The organism is Pseudomonas multiresinivorans (assembly GCF_012971725.1).
Classification (GTDB): Bacteria; Pseudomonadota; Gammaproteobacteria; order Pseudomonadales; family Pseudomonadaceae; genus Pseudomonas; species Pseudomonas multiresinivorans.
Window position 1 is genome coordinate 5,285,059 of sequence record NZ_CP048833.1, and the last position, 16,981, is coordinate 5,302,039.

Below are 16,981 nucleotides of genomic sequence, written 5' to 3' on the forward strand. Positions count from 1 at the left end.
CCGACGTTGGTCAGTAATCGTCGCGCTTGCGGAATGCCCAGCGCCCGGCCAGGCCGGTGAAGCTGGCCACCAGCACGACCAGAATCCAGAACCCTTCCGGGTCGCTGGAGAAGGGAATGCCGCCGACATTCATACCGAAGAAGCCGGCGATGATGTTGATCGGCAGCGCCAGCACCGTGACCACAGTGAGGGTGAACAGCGTGCGGTTGCTCTGCTCGTTGATCTTCGCGGCGATCTCTTCCTGCAGCAGCTTGATGCGTTCGCCCAGCGCGGTGAGGTCGTTGATCACCAGGGAGAATTCCTCGGTGGCCTCGCGCAGCACGCGCACGTCGTCCTCCTTCAGCCACACCGGCGGGCGGTTGAGCAGGCGCATCAGCGAGCCCGGCTCCAGCGCCAGCAGGCGTTGCAGACGCACCAACACCCGGCGCATGCCGCCCAGGTCGGCGCGACTGGCGGAGAGGCGCGAGGACAGCAACTGGTCCTCGATGCGGTCGACGCTGATGCTGGTTTCACGGACGATGCGGGTGAGGATGTCGCCCTGGTCACGCAACAGGTGCACCAGCAGCTCCAGCGGCGAGTTGAAGCTCTCGCCGTGCTTCACCGAGGAGCGCAGCGTATCCACCGAACGCAGCGGCTGCGCGCGGGCAGTCACCAGCAGGCGGCCGCGGGCGCAGACCCAGAGTGTCGCCACGTCGGAGGACACCCGGCTGCTGAAGTCGAACACCACGTCGTTGACCACCGCCAGCAGTGCGCCGTCCACATGCTCGATGCGGGTGGAGCGCGAGCCTTCGCGCAGGGTTTCGAAGAAGTAGTCGGGCAACTCCAGGTGCGACTTCATCCAGCGCTCGCAGGCCGCGTGCGCCAGGTTCAGGTGCAGCCAGAGGAACTCATCCGTCGCCCGCGGCTCCTGCAGCCGCCGGAGCGCGGTGGGCGAGTCGATTTCCAGGCCGGGCTGGCCGGGACGAAAGCTGAAGCCATAGAGCAGGCCGAACAGGTCGGAATCCTGATGGCTCTGAACGATGCTGTGGTTCATGTCTCTCCGCGCGCAGCCTGTAGGAGCGAGCTTGCTCGCGAACCGCCTGGCACCGTGCCGTGCAGATTCGCGAGCAAGCTCGCTCCTACAAAAAAGCGAATCCGTGTGTGCCGGTAGTACCAGAACCCGGTGAACGGCAGATGACAGCTTGGTGTCAGCCAAACAACCCGGCCACGGTGCGCTCGCCCAGCGCCGGACCAATGCTCATGCCGACGCCGGTGTGCATCAGCACGGCGGTGATGCCGTCGGCGGCCTGCAGCACGGAGAACGGCCCCGGCCCGCGCGAGCCGTAGACGCCCTGCCAGCGCTCGACCACCTCCACGCGCATGCCCAGGGTGTCCTCGGCCAGCTCCAGCATGAGTCTGTCCACAGACTCGGCATTGAACGGCGCGGCGTCAGTGCCGTAATGGTGCGAATCGCCAATGATCAGCTCGCCATGGGGCGTCGGGCTGACCAGCAGGTGGATGCCCTGCTCTTCCAGTTCCGGCGTCTCGCGGCGAATCTGCTCGCGCACCGCGTCGGCCTCGGGCAGGTCGGAGAAGGCACCGTAATGCACGCAACTCAGGCCGGTGAGGATCGAGTGGGCGAGGCCGAAATCGACCTGCGGGCGCGCGCGCAGCATCTGCAGGCGGCAAACCTGCGGCTCCAGCGGGGCGATGACCTCGGCCAGCAGCGTCTGGTAGTCATGGCCGGAGCAGACAATCACCTGCCCGGCGGTGAAGCTGCCCGCCGTGGTGCGCAGCACGCCGGTGTCGATGTCACGCACGAGGGTGGAGAAATGGAACTGCACGCCGAGCTCGCGGCGCAGGTAATCGATCAGGCTCGGCAGCGCTTCGCGGGAGTACAACTGCTGGTCGTCGAAGCCGAGCAGCGCGGCTCGGTGATGGCGGAAGTGTCCCTGGTAGAGGTCGTTCAGCTCGCTGCCGCGCAGCAGGCCCACGCGGTAGTCCAGCTCCTTCGCGCGGCCGGCGCAGAAGGCTTCCAGCAGATGCTCCTCGGCCTCGGTGCGGGCGAACAGCAACGAACCGTTGCGCCGCAGGGAGAACCCGGCGCCTTCCGCCCATTGCGCCCAGAGCGGCCGGCTGGCCCGTGCCAGGTCGGACATCACGCCTGGCGGCTGGCCGGTGACCAGCGCCTGGCCGAAGTTGCGTACCGAGGCGCCCAGCGGTGTGGCGGTGCGTTCGAAGACGCGAACAGAGAGGCCGCGACGGGCGGCGGCGTAGGCGTGGGAAAGGCCGAGGATACCGGCGCCGACGATGGCGACGTCGCAGTGGGTGTGGCTCATGGGGGTATTTCCTGCGTGGCGAAGAGCCCCTCTCCCCCGCCCTCTCCCTGAAGGGAGAGGGAGCTCTCCTCTGCCGAGAAAAGTTCCGAGTTCATCCTGGTGCTTCAGGTGCGACCTTCAGAGCGGATGCACCCTCGCCGTGCAGTTCTTCCCTCTAGGTTTCAAGGACTGCGCCAACGTCGAACCAACACACCGAACAGCCCCCTCTCCCTTCAGGGAGAGGGTTGGGGAGAGGGAGCCATCGGTGTCAAACCTTACTTCTGCGCAACCTTCTCCGACTTGCCGTCATAGCGCTTGCGCCACTCGGCGAGGATCTCGTCGCGGTTCTTCGAGGCCCAGGCGAAGTCGTTCTTGATCAGGCGCTGCTCGTAGTCGGCCGGCAGTTCGGTCTGCGGCTTGGCGATGCCCGGCTGGGCCAGCACGGCGAAGTTTTCCTTGTATAGCTCCATGGCCTTGGGGCTGGCGGAGAAGTCGGCGAGTTTCTTCGCCGCGGCTTCATGCTGGGTGCCCTTGACGATGCCGGTGGCTTCGATTTCCCAGCCCAGGCCTTCCTTCGGCAGGACGATGTCCAGCGGCGCGCCCTGGCGCTTGAGCTGCACGGCCGGGTACTCGAAGGAGATGCCGATCGGGAACTCGCCGGCGGCGGCCAGCTTGCACGGCTTGGAGCCGGAATGGACGTACTGGCCGATGTTCTCGTGCAGGGCGTCCATGTAGGCCCAGCCCTGCTTCTCGCCGAAGGTCTGCAGCCAGGCGGAGACGTCGAGGAAGCCGGTGCCGGAGGACGCCGGGTTCGGCATGACGATCTTGCCCTTGTATTCCGGCTTGGTCAGATCCTGCCAGCTGATGGGTTTTTCCAGGCCCAGCTTCTCGGCTTCGACGGTGTTGAAGCAGATGGTGGCAGCCCAGACGTCCATGCCGACCCAGGCCGGCGGGTTGGCCGGGTCGCGGTAGTTCTTGCCGATGGCGTCCAGGTGCTTGGGCGCGTACTTCTCCAGCATGCCCTGCTGATCGAGGATGGCCAGGCTGGAAGCGGCCAGGCCCCAGACGGCGTCGGCCTGCGGACGATCCTTCTCGGCCAGTAGCTTGGCGGTGACGATGCCGGTGGAATCACGCACCCACTTGATCTTGATGTCCGGGTTCTCGGCTTCGAAGGCCTGCTTGTAGGCGGTCAGCTGTTCCGGTTCCAGGGCGGTGTAGACGGTCAGTTCGGTGTCGGCGGCGTGGACCTGTGCGGTGAAACCGGCAACCACGGCGGCGGCGAGGGCAAGACGTTTGAACATGTGGAGCTCCTTGGCAGTGTTTTTTCCCCGCGCAGGGCGGGTGTTGTCAGGGGTTGAGCCCTCGCCGAAACGGGGGCGACAGCGTCCAGCGGTGTTACGGGTTCGCGCCCTTCCTCCAGGCCTGGGAGCGGCGCAGCAGGCCGCGCGAGGCGCCGGCCAGCATCAGCGACACAGCCGCGGAGGTGAGCAGGATCAGGGTGGACATGGCGGCGGCGCCGCCGACGTTGCCGGAGTCGTCCATGTTCAGCACGGCGACGGCGGCGAGGATGGTGTCCGGGTTGTAGAGGAAGATCGCCGCCGAGACCGTGGTCATCGCCGAGACGAACAGGTAGCGGGTAATGTCCAGCAGCGCCGGCAGGCAGATCGGCACGGTGACGCGCAAGTAGTGGCGCCACAGCGGCATCTTCAGCGACAGCGCGGCGGCCTCGAACTCACCGTCGAGCTGGCGCAGCGCGGCGGTGGCGGTCATCTGCGCGGTGGTCAGGTAGTGGGCGATGGTGCACACCACCAGCAGTGCCATGCTGCCGTAGAACACGTGCAGCGGGTTGCCCGGCAGGTTGAAGAAGAACACGTAGCCCAGGCCCAGCACGAGCCCCGGCACGGCCATCGGCACGAAGCACAGCATGCGCAGCAGTTGGCTCAGCCAGCGCTGCTCGCGGGTCTTCTCGATCAGGTAGGCGCCAGTGAAGATCAGCGCGCTGCCGATGATCGCGGTGCACACGGCCATGGTCAGGCTGTTGCGGTAGGCCAGCCAGCCACCGCCGGCGGTGGTGTTGAAGTCGTAGTGGTTCAGCGACAACGACAGGTTGTACGGCCAGAACTTCACCAGCGAGGAGTACACGGCCATGCCCAGCACGCCCAGCAATACCGTACTGATCAGCACGACGATGGCGAGGAAGGCGGCATCGCGGCGACGCGAGGGTTTCGGGTGATAGACCTGCGCGCGGCCGCTCATGGCGTCGCCCTGGCGACGGCGCAGCCAGGTATCCACCGCAAAGCTGAGCAGCGCCGGCAGCAGGAGGATCATGCCGATCTGCGCGCCACGGCCGAACTGCTGCTGGCCGACCACTGCCTTGTAGGCTTCCAGCGCCAGCACCTGGTAATCGCCGCCCACCACGACCGGCACGCCGAAGTCGGTGATGGTCAGGGTGAACACCAGGCAGAAGGCAGCGAACACACCTTGGCGCGAAGCCGGCCAGGTGATGCTGCGGAAGGCTTTCCACGGGCCGGCACCCATGCTGGAGGCAGCGTCGAACAGGCGCGCATCGGCCAGTGACAGCGCCGACAGCAGGATCATCAGCGCATGGGGGAAGGTGTAGATGGCCTCACCGAGGACGATGCCCCAGAAGCCGTAAATGTTGTCCGGCAGCAGGTGGCGCAGCAGGCCCTGGTTGCCGAACAGGTAGATCAGCGCGATACCCGGCAGCATCGACGGCGCCAGCAGCGGCAGAAGGGAAATCCCGCGCCACAGGCCCTTGGCCGGGATCAGCGTGCGTTGCAGCGCGTAGGCGAACAGGTAGGCCGCCGGCACGACGATGCACGCCACGCTCACCGAGACCTTCAGGCTGTTGCCCAGCAGCCAGTGGAAGTTGTCGCTGCGCAGCAGCTCGCCCATGGCCGCCAGGCCACCGCCCTGCCCCGCCTCGCCGCTGAAGCCGCGCCAGAAGATAGCCAGCAGCGGCATCAGCACCGCGAGGGTCAGCAGAACCAGCAGCAGGTATTTGCCGCCACGGACGAACAGGCGATCCCCCAGATCGCCGCGAATCTTGCCGACGGACAGCGTCGGGCTGTGCTTCACCACGGCTTCCATCTCAGGCGAACACCTGCAGGCTGCGCGGCGGCAGTGACACCCAGATATCCGGGGTGCCCAGGCGCGGCATGTCCTCCGGCGCCAGCTCGGCGAGCAACGCATGGCCCGGCAGTTGTTCCAGCTCGAAGCTCATGCGGCAGCGGTTGCCGAGGAAGGTGATCTCGCGGATCTGCGCGCGGAACAGGTTTTCCTGGTGTACGGCAGGGTTCACGCTGATCGCTTCCGGGCGGCAGAACAGCCGGCCCGAGGCGCTTTGCGCCTGGCTGTGCAGGCGCAGGTTGAGGCTGCCGACGCGGGCGTGACCATCACTGCCGCGCTCGAAGGGCAGCCAGTTGCCCTGGCCGACGAACTCGGCGACGAAGGGTGTGCTCGGGGTGCTGTAGATCTCCTGGGCAGTACCGTATTGCTCGATGCGCCCGTGGTTCATCACCGCGATGCGGTCGGCCATCAGCATGGCTTCGTCCTGGTTGTGGGTGACCATCACGGTGGTGATGCCCAGGCTCTTCTGCAGCTGGCGCAGCTCGCCGCACAGGTGTTCGCGGACACGGGCGTCGAGCGCCGACATCGGCTCGTCGAGCAACAGCAGCGACGGGCTCGGCGCCAGCGCGCGGGCCATGGCGACGCGCTGCTGCTGGCCGCCGGAGAGCTGGCCGGGGTACTTCTTCTCGCTGCCGGTCAGGCCGACCAGTTCGAGCATCTCGGCGACGCGGCGACGGGATTCGTCTTTGCTCGCGTTGGTCAGGCCGTAGGAGATGTTCTGTTCCACCGTGAGGTTGGGGAACAGCGCGTAGGACTGGAACAGGATGCCGTAGTCCCGCGCCTGCGGCGGCAGGTTCGACACGTCGCGCTCGCCCAGGTGCAGGCTGCCGTCGTCCTGTTGCTCCAGGCCGGCGATGCAGCGCAACAGCGTGGTCTTGCCGCAACCGGAGGGGCCGAGCAGGCAGACCAGCTCACCGGCCTTGACGTCCAGCGACACGCCGTCGAGAGCGACGAACTGGCCGAAACGCTTGCGGATGTGGCGCACGCTGAGCGGTGTGCCGGCGATGGTGGGATGCATGGCGGTACCTCGTTTTCTTGTGGTTCACGCTGCGTGTGCCGCGGCGTGAAGGAACGAGGTCCATGCTAGGGATGGATTGCGACGGCACTATTTCCAAAGGGCCAAGTGCGCCGATAGATCCATAGGCAGATTTTGGTATAGGGGCGAAAAAATTTTGGAAGTGGCGGCGTTGAGCGGCTCGCCCTTCGTCCTGCAGGAGCAGAGATGAAAAACCCCCGGCGTCGCCGCCGGGGGTTCTCCTGGGCCTCGTACCGCTTGCGTGGAGCGGTCGCTGCCGGTCAGCCAGCGGCGCAAGCCGCTGGCCGTGTTGCCTGGGTCAGCGCACCGCCTCGAACAGGCCGGTGGCACCCATGCCGCCGCCCACGCACATGGTGACGATGCCGTAGCGCAGGTTGCGGCGCTGCAGTTCGCGCACCAGGTGGCCGACCTGGCGCGAGCCGGTCATGCCGAAGGGGTGGCCGATGGAGATGGAGCCGCCGTTGACGTTGTACTTCTCGTTGTCGATGCCCAGGTGATCGCGGGCGTACAGGCACTGGGAAGCGAAGGCTTCGTTGAGCTCCCAGAGGTCGATGTCGGCGATCTGCAGGCCCTTGGCCTTGAGCAGCTTGGGCACCGAGAACACCGGGCCGATGCCCATCTCGTCCGGCTCGCAGCCGGCGACGGTGAAGCCGCGGAAGAAGGCCTTGGGCTTGAGGCCCAGTTCCAGGGCCTTGTCCAGGCTCATGATCAGGGTCATCGAGGCGCCGTCGGAGAGTTGCGAGGCGTTGCCGGCGGTGACCGAGCCATCCTCGGCAAACACCGGCTTGAGGGAGTTCAGGCCCTCGAGGGTGGTTTCCGGGCGGTTGCAGTCGTCGCGATCCACCACGCCGTCGAGCACCTTCTTCTCGCCGGTGGCCTTGTCTTCCACCAAGTACTTCACGCTCATGGGCACGATTTCGTCATCGAACAGGCCTTCGGCCTGGGCGCGCGCGGTGCGCTGCTGGCTCTGCAGCGAGTACAGGTCCTGCTGCTCGCGGGTGACGTTGTAACGGCGGGCGACGATCTCGGCGGTCTGGCCCATGGGGTAGTAGATACCGGGGAACTCGTCCTTCAGGCGCGGGTTCACGAAATTGTCGAGGTTCTGCTTGCCCATGGTCAGGGTGATGGACTCGACGCCGCCGGCCACCAGGATGTCGCTGCAGCCCGAAGCCACCTGGTTGGCGGCGATCGCGATGGCCTGCAGGCCCGAGGAGCAGTAGCGGTTGAGGGTCATGCCGGCGACGTGGGTGCCCAGGCGCGACAGTACCGCGGCATTGCGGCCGATGTTGTGGCCCTGGGCGCCTTCGTTGGAGCCGGCGCCGACCACGCAGTCGTCCACCAGCAGCGGATCAAGGTTGTTGCGCGCCAGCAGCGCGTCGATGCAATGGGCGACCATGTCGTCCGGACGGGTCATGTTGAATTTGCCACGGAAGGACTTGGCCAGGCCGGTACGGACGCTGTCGACGATCACCACTTCGCGCATGGGAAACCTCGTTGCTTGTTGTTCGTTGGGGAGGATGGTGTGGCGCCGAGCATAGGCGCCAGCGAGGACACAGGGCGACGATCATTCACCAGCCGTATAGCCGTGCCCCCACCCTCGTTGGGCAGGCACAAGCGAAACCGCCGCCCGGGGGCGGCGGTTTCGACCGGTATTGCGCCGGTCAGACGGTGTCGGTCTTGATCGCGTGGTCGCCCAGCAGGCCGTTGAGCACGGTGTGGGTATCCCCCGCCGAGAGCACGCCGCTGCCGGCGTGACCTGCGTACTTGGCGGAGAGATCGACGTTGGCCAGGTCGATGGTCTGGGTCGCGGCGCCGCCACCGGAGGGGCTGACGGCGATGCTGGTGGTGCCCGAGTTGACCGAGAAGGACAGGTAGTGGGACAGCGAATCCGCGGTGGGCAATGCGCCCTGCAGCAGGTCGGCGAGGTTCAGCGTGTCGCCTTCGGCGATGCTGAAGTCCTTGATCACGTCGTGCCCGGTATCGCCCGACTTCCAGATGAACTCGTCCGCACCGGTGCCGCCGTACATGATGTCGTCGCCGGGGCCACCGATCAGCTTGTCGTTGCCGCCCTGGCCGAACATCAGGTCATTGCCGGCGCCGCCCTCGAGGATGTCGTTGCCACCGCGGGTATCGCCGGCGACGTTGAACTGGTCCGCGTGCTGGACGATGTAGTTGGTGATCTGCGCGACCGTCGGCGCGCTGCCGTTGGTGGCGGTCAGGTAGTCCACCAGCGCCTGGTAGCCCTGCCCGTTGTGCGATCCGGCGGCATGCCCGGCCCAGGCCAGCGAGTCGGTGTTGATGACATCGCCGAAGATGATGTCATTGCCCGAGCCGCCGACCAGGTGGTCGTTGCCCACGGTGACCGGCGTGCTGGTGCTGAAGCCCTCCTGCAGCGCTGCCTGCAATTGCTCGGCGGTGTTGATGATCTGCGGCTGGCCGACGGTGTTGGTGAGCGTCTGGCCATCGACGTTGATCGAGGAGGTCCCGGTGGTATCGGTGTTGTCGAAGTACTTCAGGTAGTCGCTGTTGATCCCGCTACCGATACCGATGGCATTGACGTGCACCGCGTTATCACCGATGAGGGTACCGGCGTGATGCAGCATGTCGTTGCCCGACACCAGTGCGTTGTTCATGTCACCGTAATTGGTACTGTTGCCGCTGCCGGAGTCGGTGTTGGAGACAGTCGGGTTGCCGTCGGTGAGGAAGAACGCCAGGTTGATGTAGCCATGGGCCGCATCGGCATGGTTGGTAGTCACCTGGGTGTTGAACCACGCCGATGCCTTCTTCATGGCGTCGTCGTAGTTGGTCGCACCGTCGGCGCCGAGCGCATTGATCGCCGCGATCAGCGCAGCCACGTTAGCGGTGCTCAACCCGTTGAAGGTGACCGACTTGGCGGAGTCGGAGAACGACACCAGGCTGACGTTGATCACGCCGTCGTGGCCCTTGATGGTGTTCACCAGGTTGACCAGTGCGTTCTTCGCCAGGGCCATGCGCGACATGTTGCTGCCCGACGGGTCGGCCATGCTGCCGGAGGTATCGACGATCAGCGAGATGTTGTAGTTCTTGCCCGGCTGGGTGTAGACCGAGACCCCGCCGGCATCGCCGATCAGCACGTCGTTGCCACCGCTGCCATTGATCTGCCCGGCCTTGTCCGCATCCAGCGGGCTGGGAACGGTGTGCAGGATGGTCGAGCCATCCACGTCGCCGCTGTTGCTGCCCACCACCAGGATCGGCTGGCCGTACTTCAGGCAGATGTTCAGGTTGGCCGAGGCAGTGTCGCCGTCGCCATCGACGATGGTGTACTTGAACACCTCGCTGATCTGCCCGCTTTCCGGGAAGGCCACGCCGGCCTTGGAGGCATAGCTGTAGTCGCCGGCCTGGTGACCGGTCACGTCCTTGAGGTAGACGGTCAGCGTGCCGTTGACCGTCTGGATGGTCAGCAGGCCGCTGCTGGCGTTATAGCTGCCGGTTGCAGTGGTGGCGTTGGGGTTCTCGTTGGTGAGGTTGCCCGCGGCATCCACCGCGAACTTCTCGCCGCCGAACTCGACCTGGGTGATGCGCACGGTGCCGTCGGCGCTGACCGGCACGTCGTTGGCCAGCAGGTTGCCGCTCACCGAATCGATGGTCACCAGGTTCTGCAGGGTGGCCGTCAGGTCGCTGGGCTTGGTGACGATGATCGGGTCACCGGTATTGGTGACGCCCTTGAGGTCCGCATCGGTGATCGAGGCGCCGAGCCCCACGGCATAGGCATCCACATGGTTGGTGGCGTCATTGCCGTCACCGTCCGGGTTGGCCAGGAAGGCCTTCCACTGGGTGATTGCGGTGTTGGTGTTGCCAACAGTGGGCTCGCCATCGGAGATGAAGTACACCCGGTTGATCGCCGCCGGATCATGGCCGCTGACGGTGATGTCGGAGGTGACATTGGTCTTCGCGAGGTCCAGGGCGGCCTGGTAGTTGGTCTCGCCGTCGGCACTGAGGCCGTTGATCTTGTTGACCAGCGCCGTGTACTGCGCGTCGGAAGTGCCGGTGAAGTTGAAGTCGCCCAGGTCCTTGGCCGTGGCCGCGAAGCTCAGCAGCGACACATGGATGGCAATCCCCATGGCCGCATACTGCTGCACCAGGTTGACCAGGGCCGCCTTGGCGTTGCTCAGCTTGTCGCCGGCCATGCTGCCGGAAACGTCGACCACCAGGGTCAGGTTCACCGCCGGCGGCGCCTGCTGTACCAGGCAGCGCGGCGAATTATCTACTGCGGTGGGGCCATCGTCGAGGAAGCTGAGCTTGCTGCCCAGGTCGATGCTGGCAGTTTTCGTATCGTTATCACCGTCGGTCACCGTGGCGACCAGGCCGATCTTGCCGATGGCCAGGCTCAGCGGATCGTTCGGGTCGCTGGCGTTGGGGTGCTTGAGCGCCAGCTGCTGGTCGAGCTTGACCACGCCGGTGCCGCTGTCGAGCGTCAGGGTGAAGGCGGTTGCGCCACTGGCATTGCCGACGTGGCCTTCCACCACGGTGGCGCTGACCTTGACCAGCACGATGTTCTGCCCGTCGGTGGTCTGCAGGCCGCTCTGGGTGCCCGTGGTCGCGCTCAGGCTGTAGGTCGTGCTGCCGCCGTCCGCGCCGGCATTGGCGGTGAACGCCGTGCTGAAGTTGGCGGTGGCATCGACGTTCAGGTGCGTTTCATCGACGGTCAGAGTCGGTGCCGCAGCGGCATTGGCGGTGATGCTCGGGCCGTCGTCGTGGAAGCTGAGCTTGCTGCCCAGGTCCAGGCTGGCGGACTTCGAATCACCGTCGCCATCGGTGATGGTGGCGGTCAGGCTGATCTTGCCGCCGGCGATGCTCAGCGCATCATCCGGATCGGTGGCGTCGGTATGCTTGAGCGCCATCTGCTGGTCGAGGGTCACGCTGCCGTTGTTCAGCGTCAGCGTGAAGGCGACGGCGCCGTTGGCTCCGCCCACTCGACCGACGACACCATTGCCCTCGTTGTACAGGTAGATCTTGTCGCCGTTGGTGACACGCAGCCCGCTATCGCTGCCGTCCTGCGCCGCGACCACCTTGTACACCAGCGAGCCCGCACCGTCGGCGCCATAGCTGCTGGTGAACAGACTGGTGATGTTGGCGCTGGCGTCGAGACTCAGGTTGGTCTCGTCCACCACCAGGGCCGGTGCGCCTTGCGCACTGGCGGTGATGCTCGGGCCATCGTCATGGAAGCTCAGCTGGCTGCCCAGTTCGACACTGGCGCTGTGGGAGTCGCCATCGCCGTCGGTGATGGTGGCCGTCAGGCTGATCTTGCCGCTGGCGATGCTCAGCGCGTCATCCGGGTTGTTGCCATCGGGGTGCTTGAGCGCCAGTTGCTGGTCGAGAGTGACGGTGCCGTTGTTCACCGTCAGCGTGAAGGCGACCGCCCCACCCTGCCCGCCGACCCGGCCGACCACGCCATTACCTTCGTTGTACAGGTAGATCTTGTCGCCATTGGTGACGCGCAGGCCGCTGTCGCTGCCATCCTGCGCAGCGACCACCTTGTACACCAGCGAACCCGCGCCATCGGCGCCGTAGTGGCTGGTGAACAGGCTGCTGACGGTGGCGCTGGCATTGGCGCCCAGGTTGCTCTCGTCCACCACCAGGGCCGGGCCATTGGCCTGGTTGGCCACGATGCTCGGCCCGTCGTCGTGGAACACCAGCTTGCTGCCCAGATCGATGGAGGCGCTGTCGCTGTCGCCATCCTTGTCGGTGATGGTGGCGGTCAGGGTGATCTTGCCGCTGGCGATGCTCAGGGCTTCATCGTCGTTATGGGTATCGGAATGGATGAAGGCGACACGCTGGTCCAGCGTGAGTGCACCGCCATCGGGGCGCACCACGAAGGCGATGGCGCCAGTGCCCTCGACCTTGCCCACCACACCGTTGCCGTCGTTGAACAGCAGGATGCGCGCGCCGCCGGCGGTTTCGCGCAGACCGCTGTCGGTACCGTCCACGGTGCTGACCTTGTACGTGACCGAACCGGCGCCGTCAGCGCCGAAGCTGGCGGTGAACAGTTCCGACACCAGCGGCGCTTCGACCCGTGCATCGCTGGCGAGGTTGCTCTCGTCCACCACCAGGCGGATGTCGGCATCGGTGCACGGCTGGATGCTGGGCCCATCGTCGAGGAAGGTCAGTTTGCCGCCCAGGTCGATGCTGGCCGATGCATGGTCGCCGTCTCCGTCGGTGATGGTCGCGGTAAGGGTGATCTTGTCGGCGCCGATGCTCAGCGGGTCATTGGCATCGGTGGTCACCGGGTGTACCAGTGCCCGCTGCTGGTCGAGGGTGATCACCCCGTTTTGCTGGCTCACGCTGAAGGCCACCAGGTTGGTGCCCTCCACGCGCCCTTCGACGCCGTTGGCGGTGTTGTAGAGGAAGATTTTCCCACCCGTGGCGGTGTCTTTCAGGCCGCTGTCGGTACCGTCTGTGGTGGTGACCTTGTAGGTGATTCCGCCGGCGCCATCGGCGCCGAAGCGGCCGGTGAACAGTGCAGAGACATCACCCGCCGAAGCCTGCGCGTCGACACCCAGTTTGGTCTCGTCCACAGTCAGCTTGATATCGGCATCGGTGCACGGCTCGATGCGCGGACCGTCGTCGTAGAACACCATCTTGCTGCCCAGGTCGACATGGGCCGAAGCCTTGTCGCCGTCACCATCGGTGATGGTGGCGGTCAGGGTGATCTTGCCGCTTTCCAGGCGCAGCGGATCGTCGGAATCGCTCGTGTCCGGATGCTTGAGCGCCAGCCGCTGGTCGAGCATGAGCGCGCCTTGGTCTTCACTGACCACGAAGGCGATCGCGCCGCTGCCCTGGACCTTGCCGACCACGGTGCCGTCGACGTTGTACAGCAGGATGGACTCGCCCTGGGTGGTCTTGAGGCCACTGTCGGTGCCATCCACGGTGCTGACCTTATAGGTGATGCTGCCCGGACCGTCGGCGCCGAAGTGCGTCTCGAACAGCAGCGAGACCAGGCTGGACTCGACGCGGGCGTCGTTGGAGAGGTCGGACTCGTCCACTTCCAGGCTGATGTCGTAGATGCTCGACGGGGCAATGCTCGGGCCGTCATCGAGGAAGGTCAGCTTGCTGCCCAGGTCGACATGGGCACTGGCACTGTCGCCGTCCTTGTCGGTGATGGTCGCTGTCAGGGTGACCTGGCCGCTGAGGTTGAGCGCATCGTTGGCGTCACTGGTATTGGGGTGCGCCAGGGCGCGCAACTGCTCCAGGGTGACCTTGCCGTCGCCGTCGATGGACACACGGAAGGCCACGGTACCGGTGCCCTCCAGGCGCCCTTCGATGCCGCTGGCGGTGTTGTAGAGGAAGATCTTGCTGCCGGTTGCAGTGTCCTTCAGACCGGTATCGGTGTTGTCGGCCCCAGCCAGTTTGTAGGTGATCTCGCCGGCACCGTCCGCGCCGAAGTGGGCGGTGAACAGATCGGCGACCGAGGCGCTGCTGGTGTCCGGCACGCCCAGGTGGGTTTCGTCCACGGTGAGCTTGATGTCGGCATCTTCGCACGGCGCGATGCTCGGGCCGTCGTCGAGGAAGGTCAGTTTGCCGCTCAGGTCGATGTGGGCCTGCGCGCTGTCGCCGTCCTTGTCGGTGATGGTGGCGGTCAGGGTGACGGTGTTCGGGTCGAGGCTGACGCCATCATTGGCATTGCCAGTGTCCGGATGCACCACGGCGCGGACCTGATCGAGGGTGATCTTGCCGTCGCTGCCCAGGGTGACGCGGAAGGCCACGTCCGCCGAAGTACCGACCCGCCCTTCCACGCCGCTGGCGGTGTTGTAGAGGAAGATCTTCTCGCCGGTGGCAGTGTCTTTCAGGCCGCTGTCGGTGCCGTCGGTGGTGCCGACCTTGTAGGTGATCTGTCCCGGACCGTCGGCACCGAAGTGCGCGCTGAACAGATCGGCAACGCTGGAACTGCTGGTGGCATCGACGTTGAGGTGGGTCTCGTCCACGGTCAGCTTGATGTCGGCGTCCTGGCACGGCGTGATGCTCGGGCCGTCGTCGAGGAAGGTCAGCTTGCCACCCAGGTCGATCTGCGCGGTGGCGCTGTCGCCATCCTTGTCGGTGATGGTGGCGGTCAGGGCGATCTTGCCGGCCAGGGTCAGCGCATCGTTGGGATCGCTGGCATCGGGATGGGCCAGGGCCCGCAACTGCTCCAGGGTAACCTTGCCGTCACCGTCGATGGTGACACGGAAGGCCACCGTGCTGGTGCCTTCAAGGCGCCCTTCCACACCATTGGCGGTGTTGTAGAGGAAGATCCGCTCACCCGTGGCGGTGTCCTTCAGGCCGCTATCGGTGTTGTCCGCGGCTTCGAGCTTGTAGCTGATGGAGCCGGCGCCGTCCGCACCGTACTGGCCGTTGAACAGGTCGGCGACGGAGTTGCTGGTGGCGGCCTGGCCGAGTTGGCTCTCATCCACGGTGAGGTGGATATCGCCGCCTTCGACCGGCGAGATGCGCGGACCGTCGTCGAGGAAGGTGAGCTTGCTGCCCAGGTCCAGCCCGGCGCTCTGGTGGTCGCCGTCGGCGTCGGTCACGGTGGCGGTCAGGGTGATCTTGCCTTCGCCCACGCTCAGCGGGTCGTTGGCATCGGTGGCGTCCGGATGCACCAATGCTCGCACCTGGTCGAGGGTGATCTTGCCGTCCTGCCCGAGGGTCACTCGGAAGGCGACCGCGCCGTCGGCACCGCCCACACGTCCTTCGACGCCATTGGCGGTGTTGAACAGGAATATCTTGTCGCCAGTGGCGGTGTCCTTCAGCCCGCTGTCGGTATTGTCGGTCGTGCTGACCTTGTAGGTCACAGTGCCGGCGCCATCGGCGCCGAACTGGGCGTTGAACAGATCGCCCACCGCCACGCTGCTGGTGGCGTCCTGGCCGAGGTTGGTCTCGTCCACGGTCAGATGCAGGCCTTCGGTATTGCCCACGGCGATGGTCGGGCCGTCATCGGTGAAGCTCACCCGGCCACCGAGGTCGATGGAGCTGCTGGAGGAGACGCTGTCGCCGTCGCGGTCGGTGACCGTCAGGTTGCCCTGCAGTTGCACCAGGCCGGAATCGAGCACCGCAGTCTGGCTGGCATAGCCGCTTTCACTGCCCGGCAGGGCATGGTCGATGGCGCTGTACTGGGTCAGGGTAACCACGCCGCTGCCATTCACCGACAGCGAAAACACGGTGTTCTCGCCGGTAATGCCGGCGGCGCTGGCGGAGGTGGACGCGACGATGGCACCACCCACGCTGTACAGGTAAATAGTGGCGCCACCGCTGGTCAGGCCCGAGTTGGCGCCGTTGCCGCCGACCAGGTTCAGGCTGTAGGTCAGTTGGGTGCTGCCGGCGCCGTCGCCGCCGTAGTTGGCGGTGACCTGGAAGGCCGAACTGTAGTCGGCGGTGGAAGTATCGAAGGCCGCGCCAGCGGTGTTGGCGTCGTGGGTCTGCAGCAGCACGTCCACGCCATTGTCGGCGGACAGGCCGGCCTGCGGAGCATCGTCGACGATGCCCACGGTCAGGGTTCCGTTGGCCGGGGTGCCGTTGCCATCGGTGATGGTGTAGGGAATATCGAAGGTCAGGGTGTCTTCGCTGCCCTTGACCGGATGATCCACCGGCTGCAGCAAGGTCACTTCGAAGGCGCCGGTATTGATATCGGTGAGGGTCACGGTGAACACCGGCGCGCCGTTGGCGCTACCGGTCAATACATGGCCGTCGGGGCTGACGCTATAGGTGATGGCGACACCACCGGAGGTCAGGCTGGGCAGCCCGGCGGTTCCCCAGGCGAAGCTGCCAACACCATCGGAGCCGAAGTTGTAGCCGAGGCTGCCGGTGAAGGTCGCGCCTTCGCCTGCACCATCGGGAATCCCGCCGGGCAGGCCGGCCTCGAATACGTTGGCGGTGCCAGGACCGTTGGGGCCAGCGCTCGGCTGGCCATCCGGCGGCAGGACCTCCGGCGGCGTAACGGCCTCGGCGCGTGGTTGCGGAACACCGTCGAATTCACGCAGGGGCAGCGGCCCGGAACCAATCGGCCCGGTGGGGAAACCGATGTCAGGGTCTATATGCCCCCCCACCTCGGTCAGCAATACGAAGGAGTGCCCGCCACCGGGTTTGCCATTGGCGGCATTGCCCGCCTGGGGACCTGCGGCAGTGGCTTCGGCCTGCTGGGTCGGGTCGGCGCCCGCGGCGATGGCGGCCTGCAGGGCCTTGACGTCGGCAGTGTCTTTCGCGCTCGGCGGAGCTGGCTGCTGCGCTACCTGCTCGTCACCGTTCTGCGACTGATGCGCAGCGGCGAGCATCTGCGAGGTGAGCGGCAGGGCGCTGTCGCGGCCCAGGGTGATCTCACCACCGCCTGCGACCTTCAGCGCCACCGCGCCATTGGCGCCGGTGACCAGCTGCTCGCCTACGAAAACCTTGTCTCCCTGTTCCAAAGGACGACGCGATCCATCGGCGGCTACCGCAAACACTTCGCCGATTACCTTGCTGACGACACCCATCAAAGTAGCCATGAGTC

Annotated in this window: 7 protein-coding genes; all 7 read right to left on the minus strand. The window is 65.9% G+C overall.

The features are described 5' to 3' along the window. Nucleotides 1–10: 10 nt before the first annotated feature. Nucleotides 11–1,033 carry a transporter gene (locus G4G71_RS24250; RefSeq protein ID WP_169940788.1) on the minus strand — a complete coding sequence of 341 codons (1,023 nt, stop codon included), beginning with the start codon at nt 1,031–1,033 and terminating at the stop codon, nt 11–13. A 154-nt stretch (nt 1,034–1,187) separates the two neighbouring features. After that, the gene (locus tag G4G71_RS24255; protein WP_169940790.1) at nt 1,188–2,318 is read right to left on the minus strand and encodes a TIGR03364 family FAD-dependent oxidoreductase; all 1,131 of its coding nucleotides are present in this window, start codon (nt 2,316–2,318) and stop codon (nt 1,188–1,190) included. Between the two features lie 254 nt (nt 2,319–2,572). Further along, nucleotides 2,573–3,598: a putative 2-aminoethylphosphonate ABC transporter substrate-binding protein gene (locus G4G71_RS24260; RefSeq protein WP_169940792.1), complete on the minus strand. Its 1,026-nt coding sequence runs from the start codon at nt 3,596–3,598 to the stop codon at nt 2,573–2,575. A gap of 94 nt (nt 3,599–3,692) precedes the next feature. Then, nucleotides 3,693–5,408, minus strand: coding sequence for a putative 2-aminoethylphosphonate ABC transporter permease subunit (locus G4G71_RS24265; protein ID WP_169940794.1), 1,716 nt, complete (start codon nt 5,406–5,408; stop codon nt 3,693–3,695). Nucleotide 5,409: 1 nt separating this feature from the next. Beyond that, nucleotides 5,410–6,465: a putative 2-aminoethylphosphonate ABC transporter ATP-binding protein gene (locus G4G71_RS24270; RefSeq protein WP_169940796.1), complete on the minus strand. Its 1,056-nt coding sequence runs from the start codon at nt 6,463–6,465 to the stop codon at nt 5,410–5,412. A 316-nt stretch (nt 6,466–6,781) separates the two neighbouring features. Then, on the minus strand, nt 6,782–7,966 hold the full coding sequence (locus tag G4G71_RS24275) for a thiolase family protein (RefSeq protein ID WP_169940798.1): 1,185 nt from the start codon (nt 7,964–7,966) through the stop codon (nt 6,782–6,784). Between the two features lie 178 nt (nt 7,967–8,144). Further along, nucleotides 8,145–16,976, minus strand: a complete 8,832-nt coding sequence (locus tag G4G71_RS24280) for a retention module-containing protein (protein ID WP_169940800.1) — start codon at nt 16,974–16,976, stop codon at nt 8,145–8,147. Nucleotides 16,977–16,981 lie beyond the last annotated feature (5 nt).

Excerpts from the sequence above, each read along its gene's own strand:
- G4G71_RS24280 (WP_169940800.1), bottom strand. The coding sequence starts at position 16,976 with ATGGCTACTTTGATGGGTGTCGTCAGCAAGGTAATCGGCGAAGTGTTT.
- G4G71_RS24260 (WP_169940792.1), bottom strand. The coding sequence starts at position 3,598 with ATGTTCAAACGTCTTGCCCTCGCCGCCGCCGTGGTTGCCGGTTTCACC.
- G4G71_RS24265 (WP_169940794.1), bottom strand. The coding sequence starts at position 5,408 with ATGGAAGCCGTGGTGAAGCACAGCCCGACGCTGTCCGTCGGCAAGATT.
- G4G71_RS24270 (WP_169940796.1), bottom strand. The coding sequence starts at position 6,465 with ATGCATCCCACCATCGCCGGCACACCGCTCAGCGTGCGCCACATCCGC.
- G4G71_RS24275 (WP_169940798.1), bottom strand. The coding sequence starts at position 7,966 with ATGCGCGAAGTGGTGATCGTCGACAGCGTCCGTACCGGCCTGGCCAAG.
- G4G71_RS24255 (WP_169940790.1), bottom strand. The coding sequence starts at position 2,318 with ATGAGCCACACCCACTGCGACGTCGCCATCGTCGGCGCCGGTATCCTC.
- G4G71_RS24250 (WP_169940788.1), bottom strand. The coding sequence starts at position 1,033 with ATGAACCACAGCATCGTTCAGAGCCATCAGGATTCCGACCTGTTCGGC.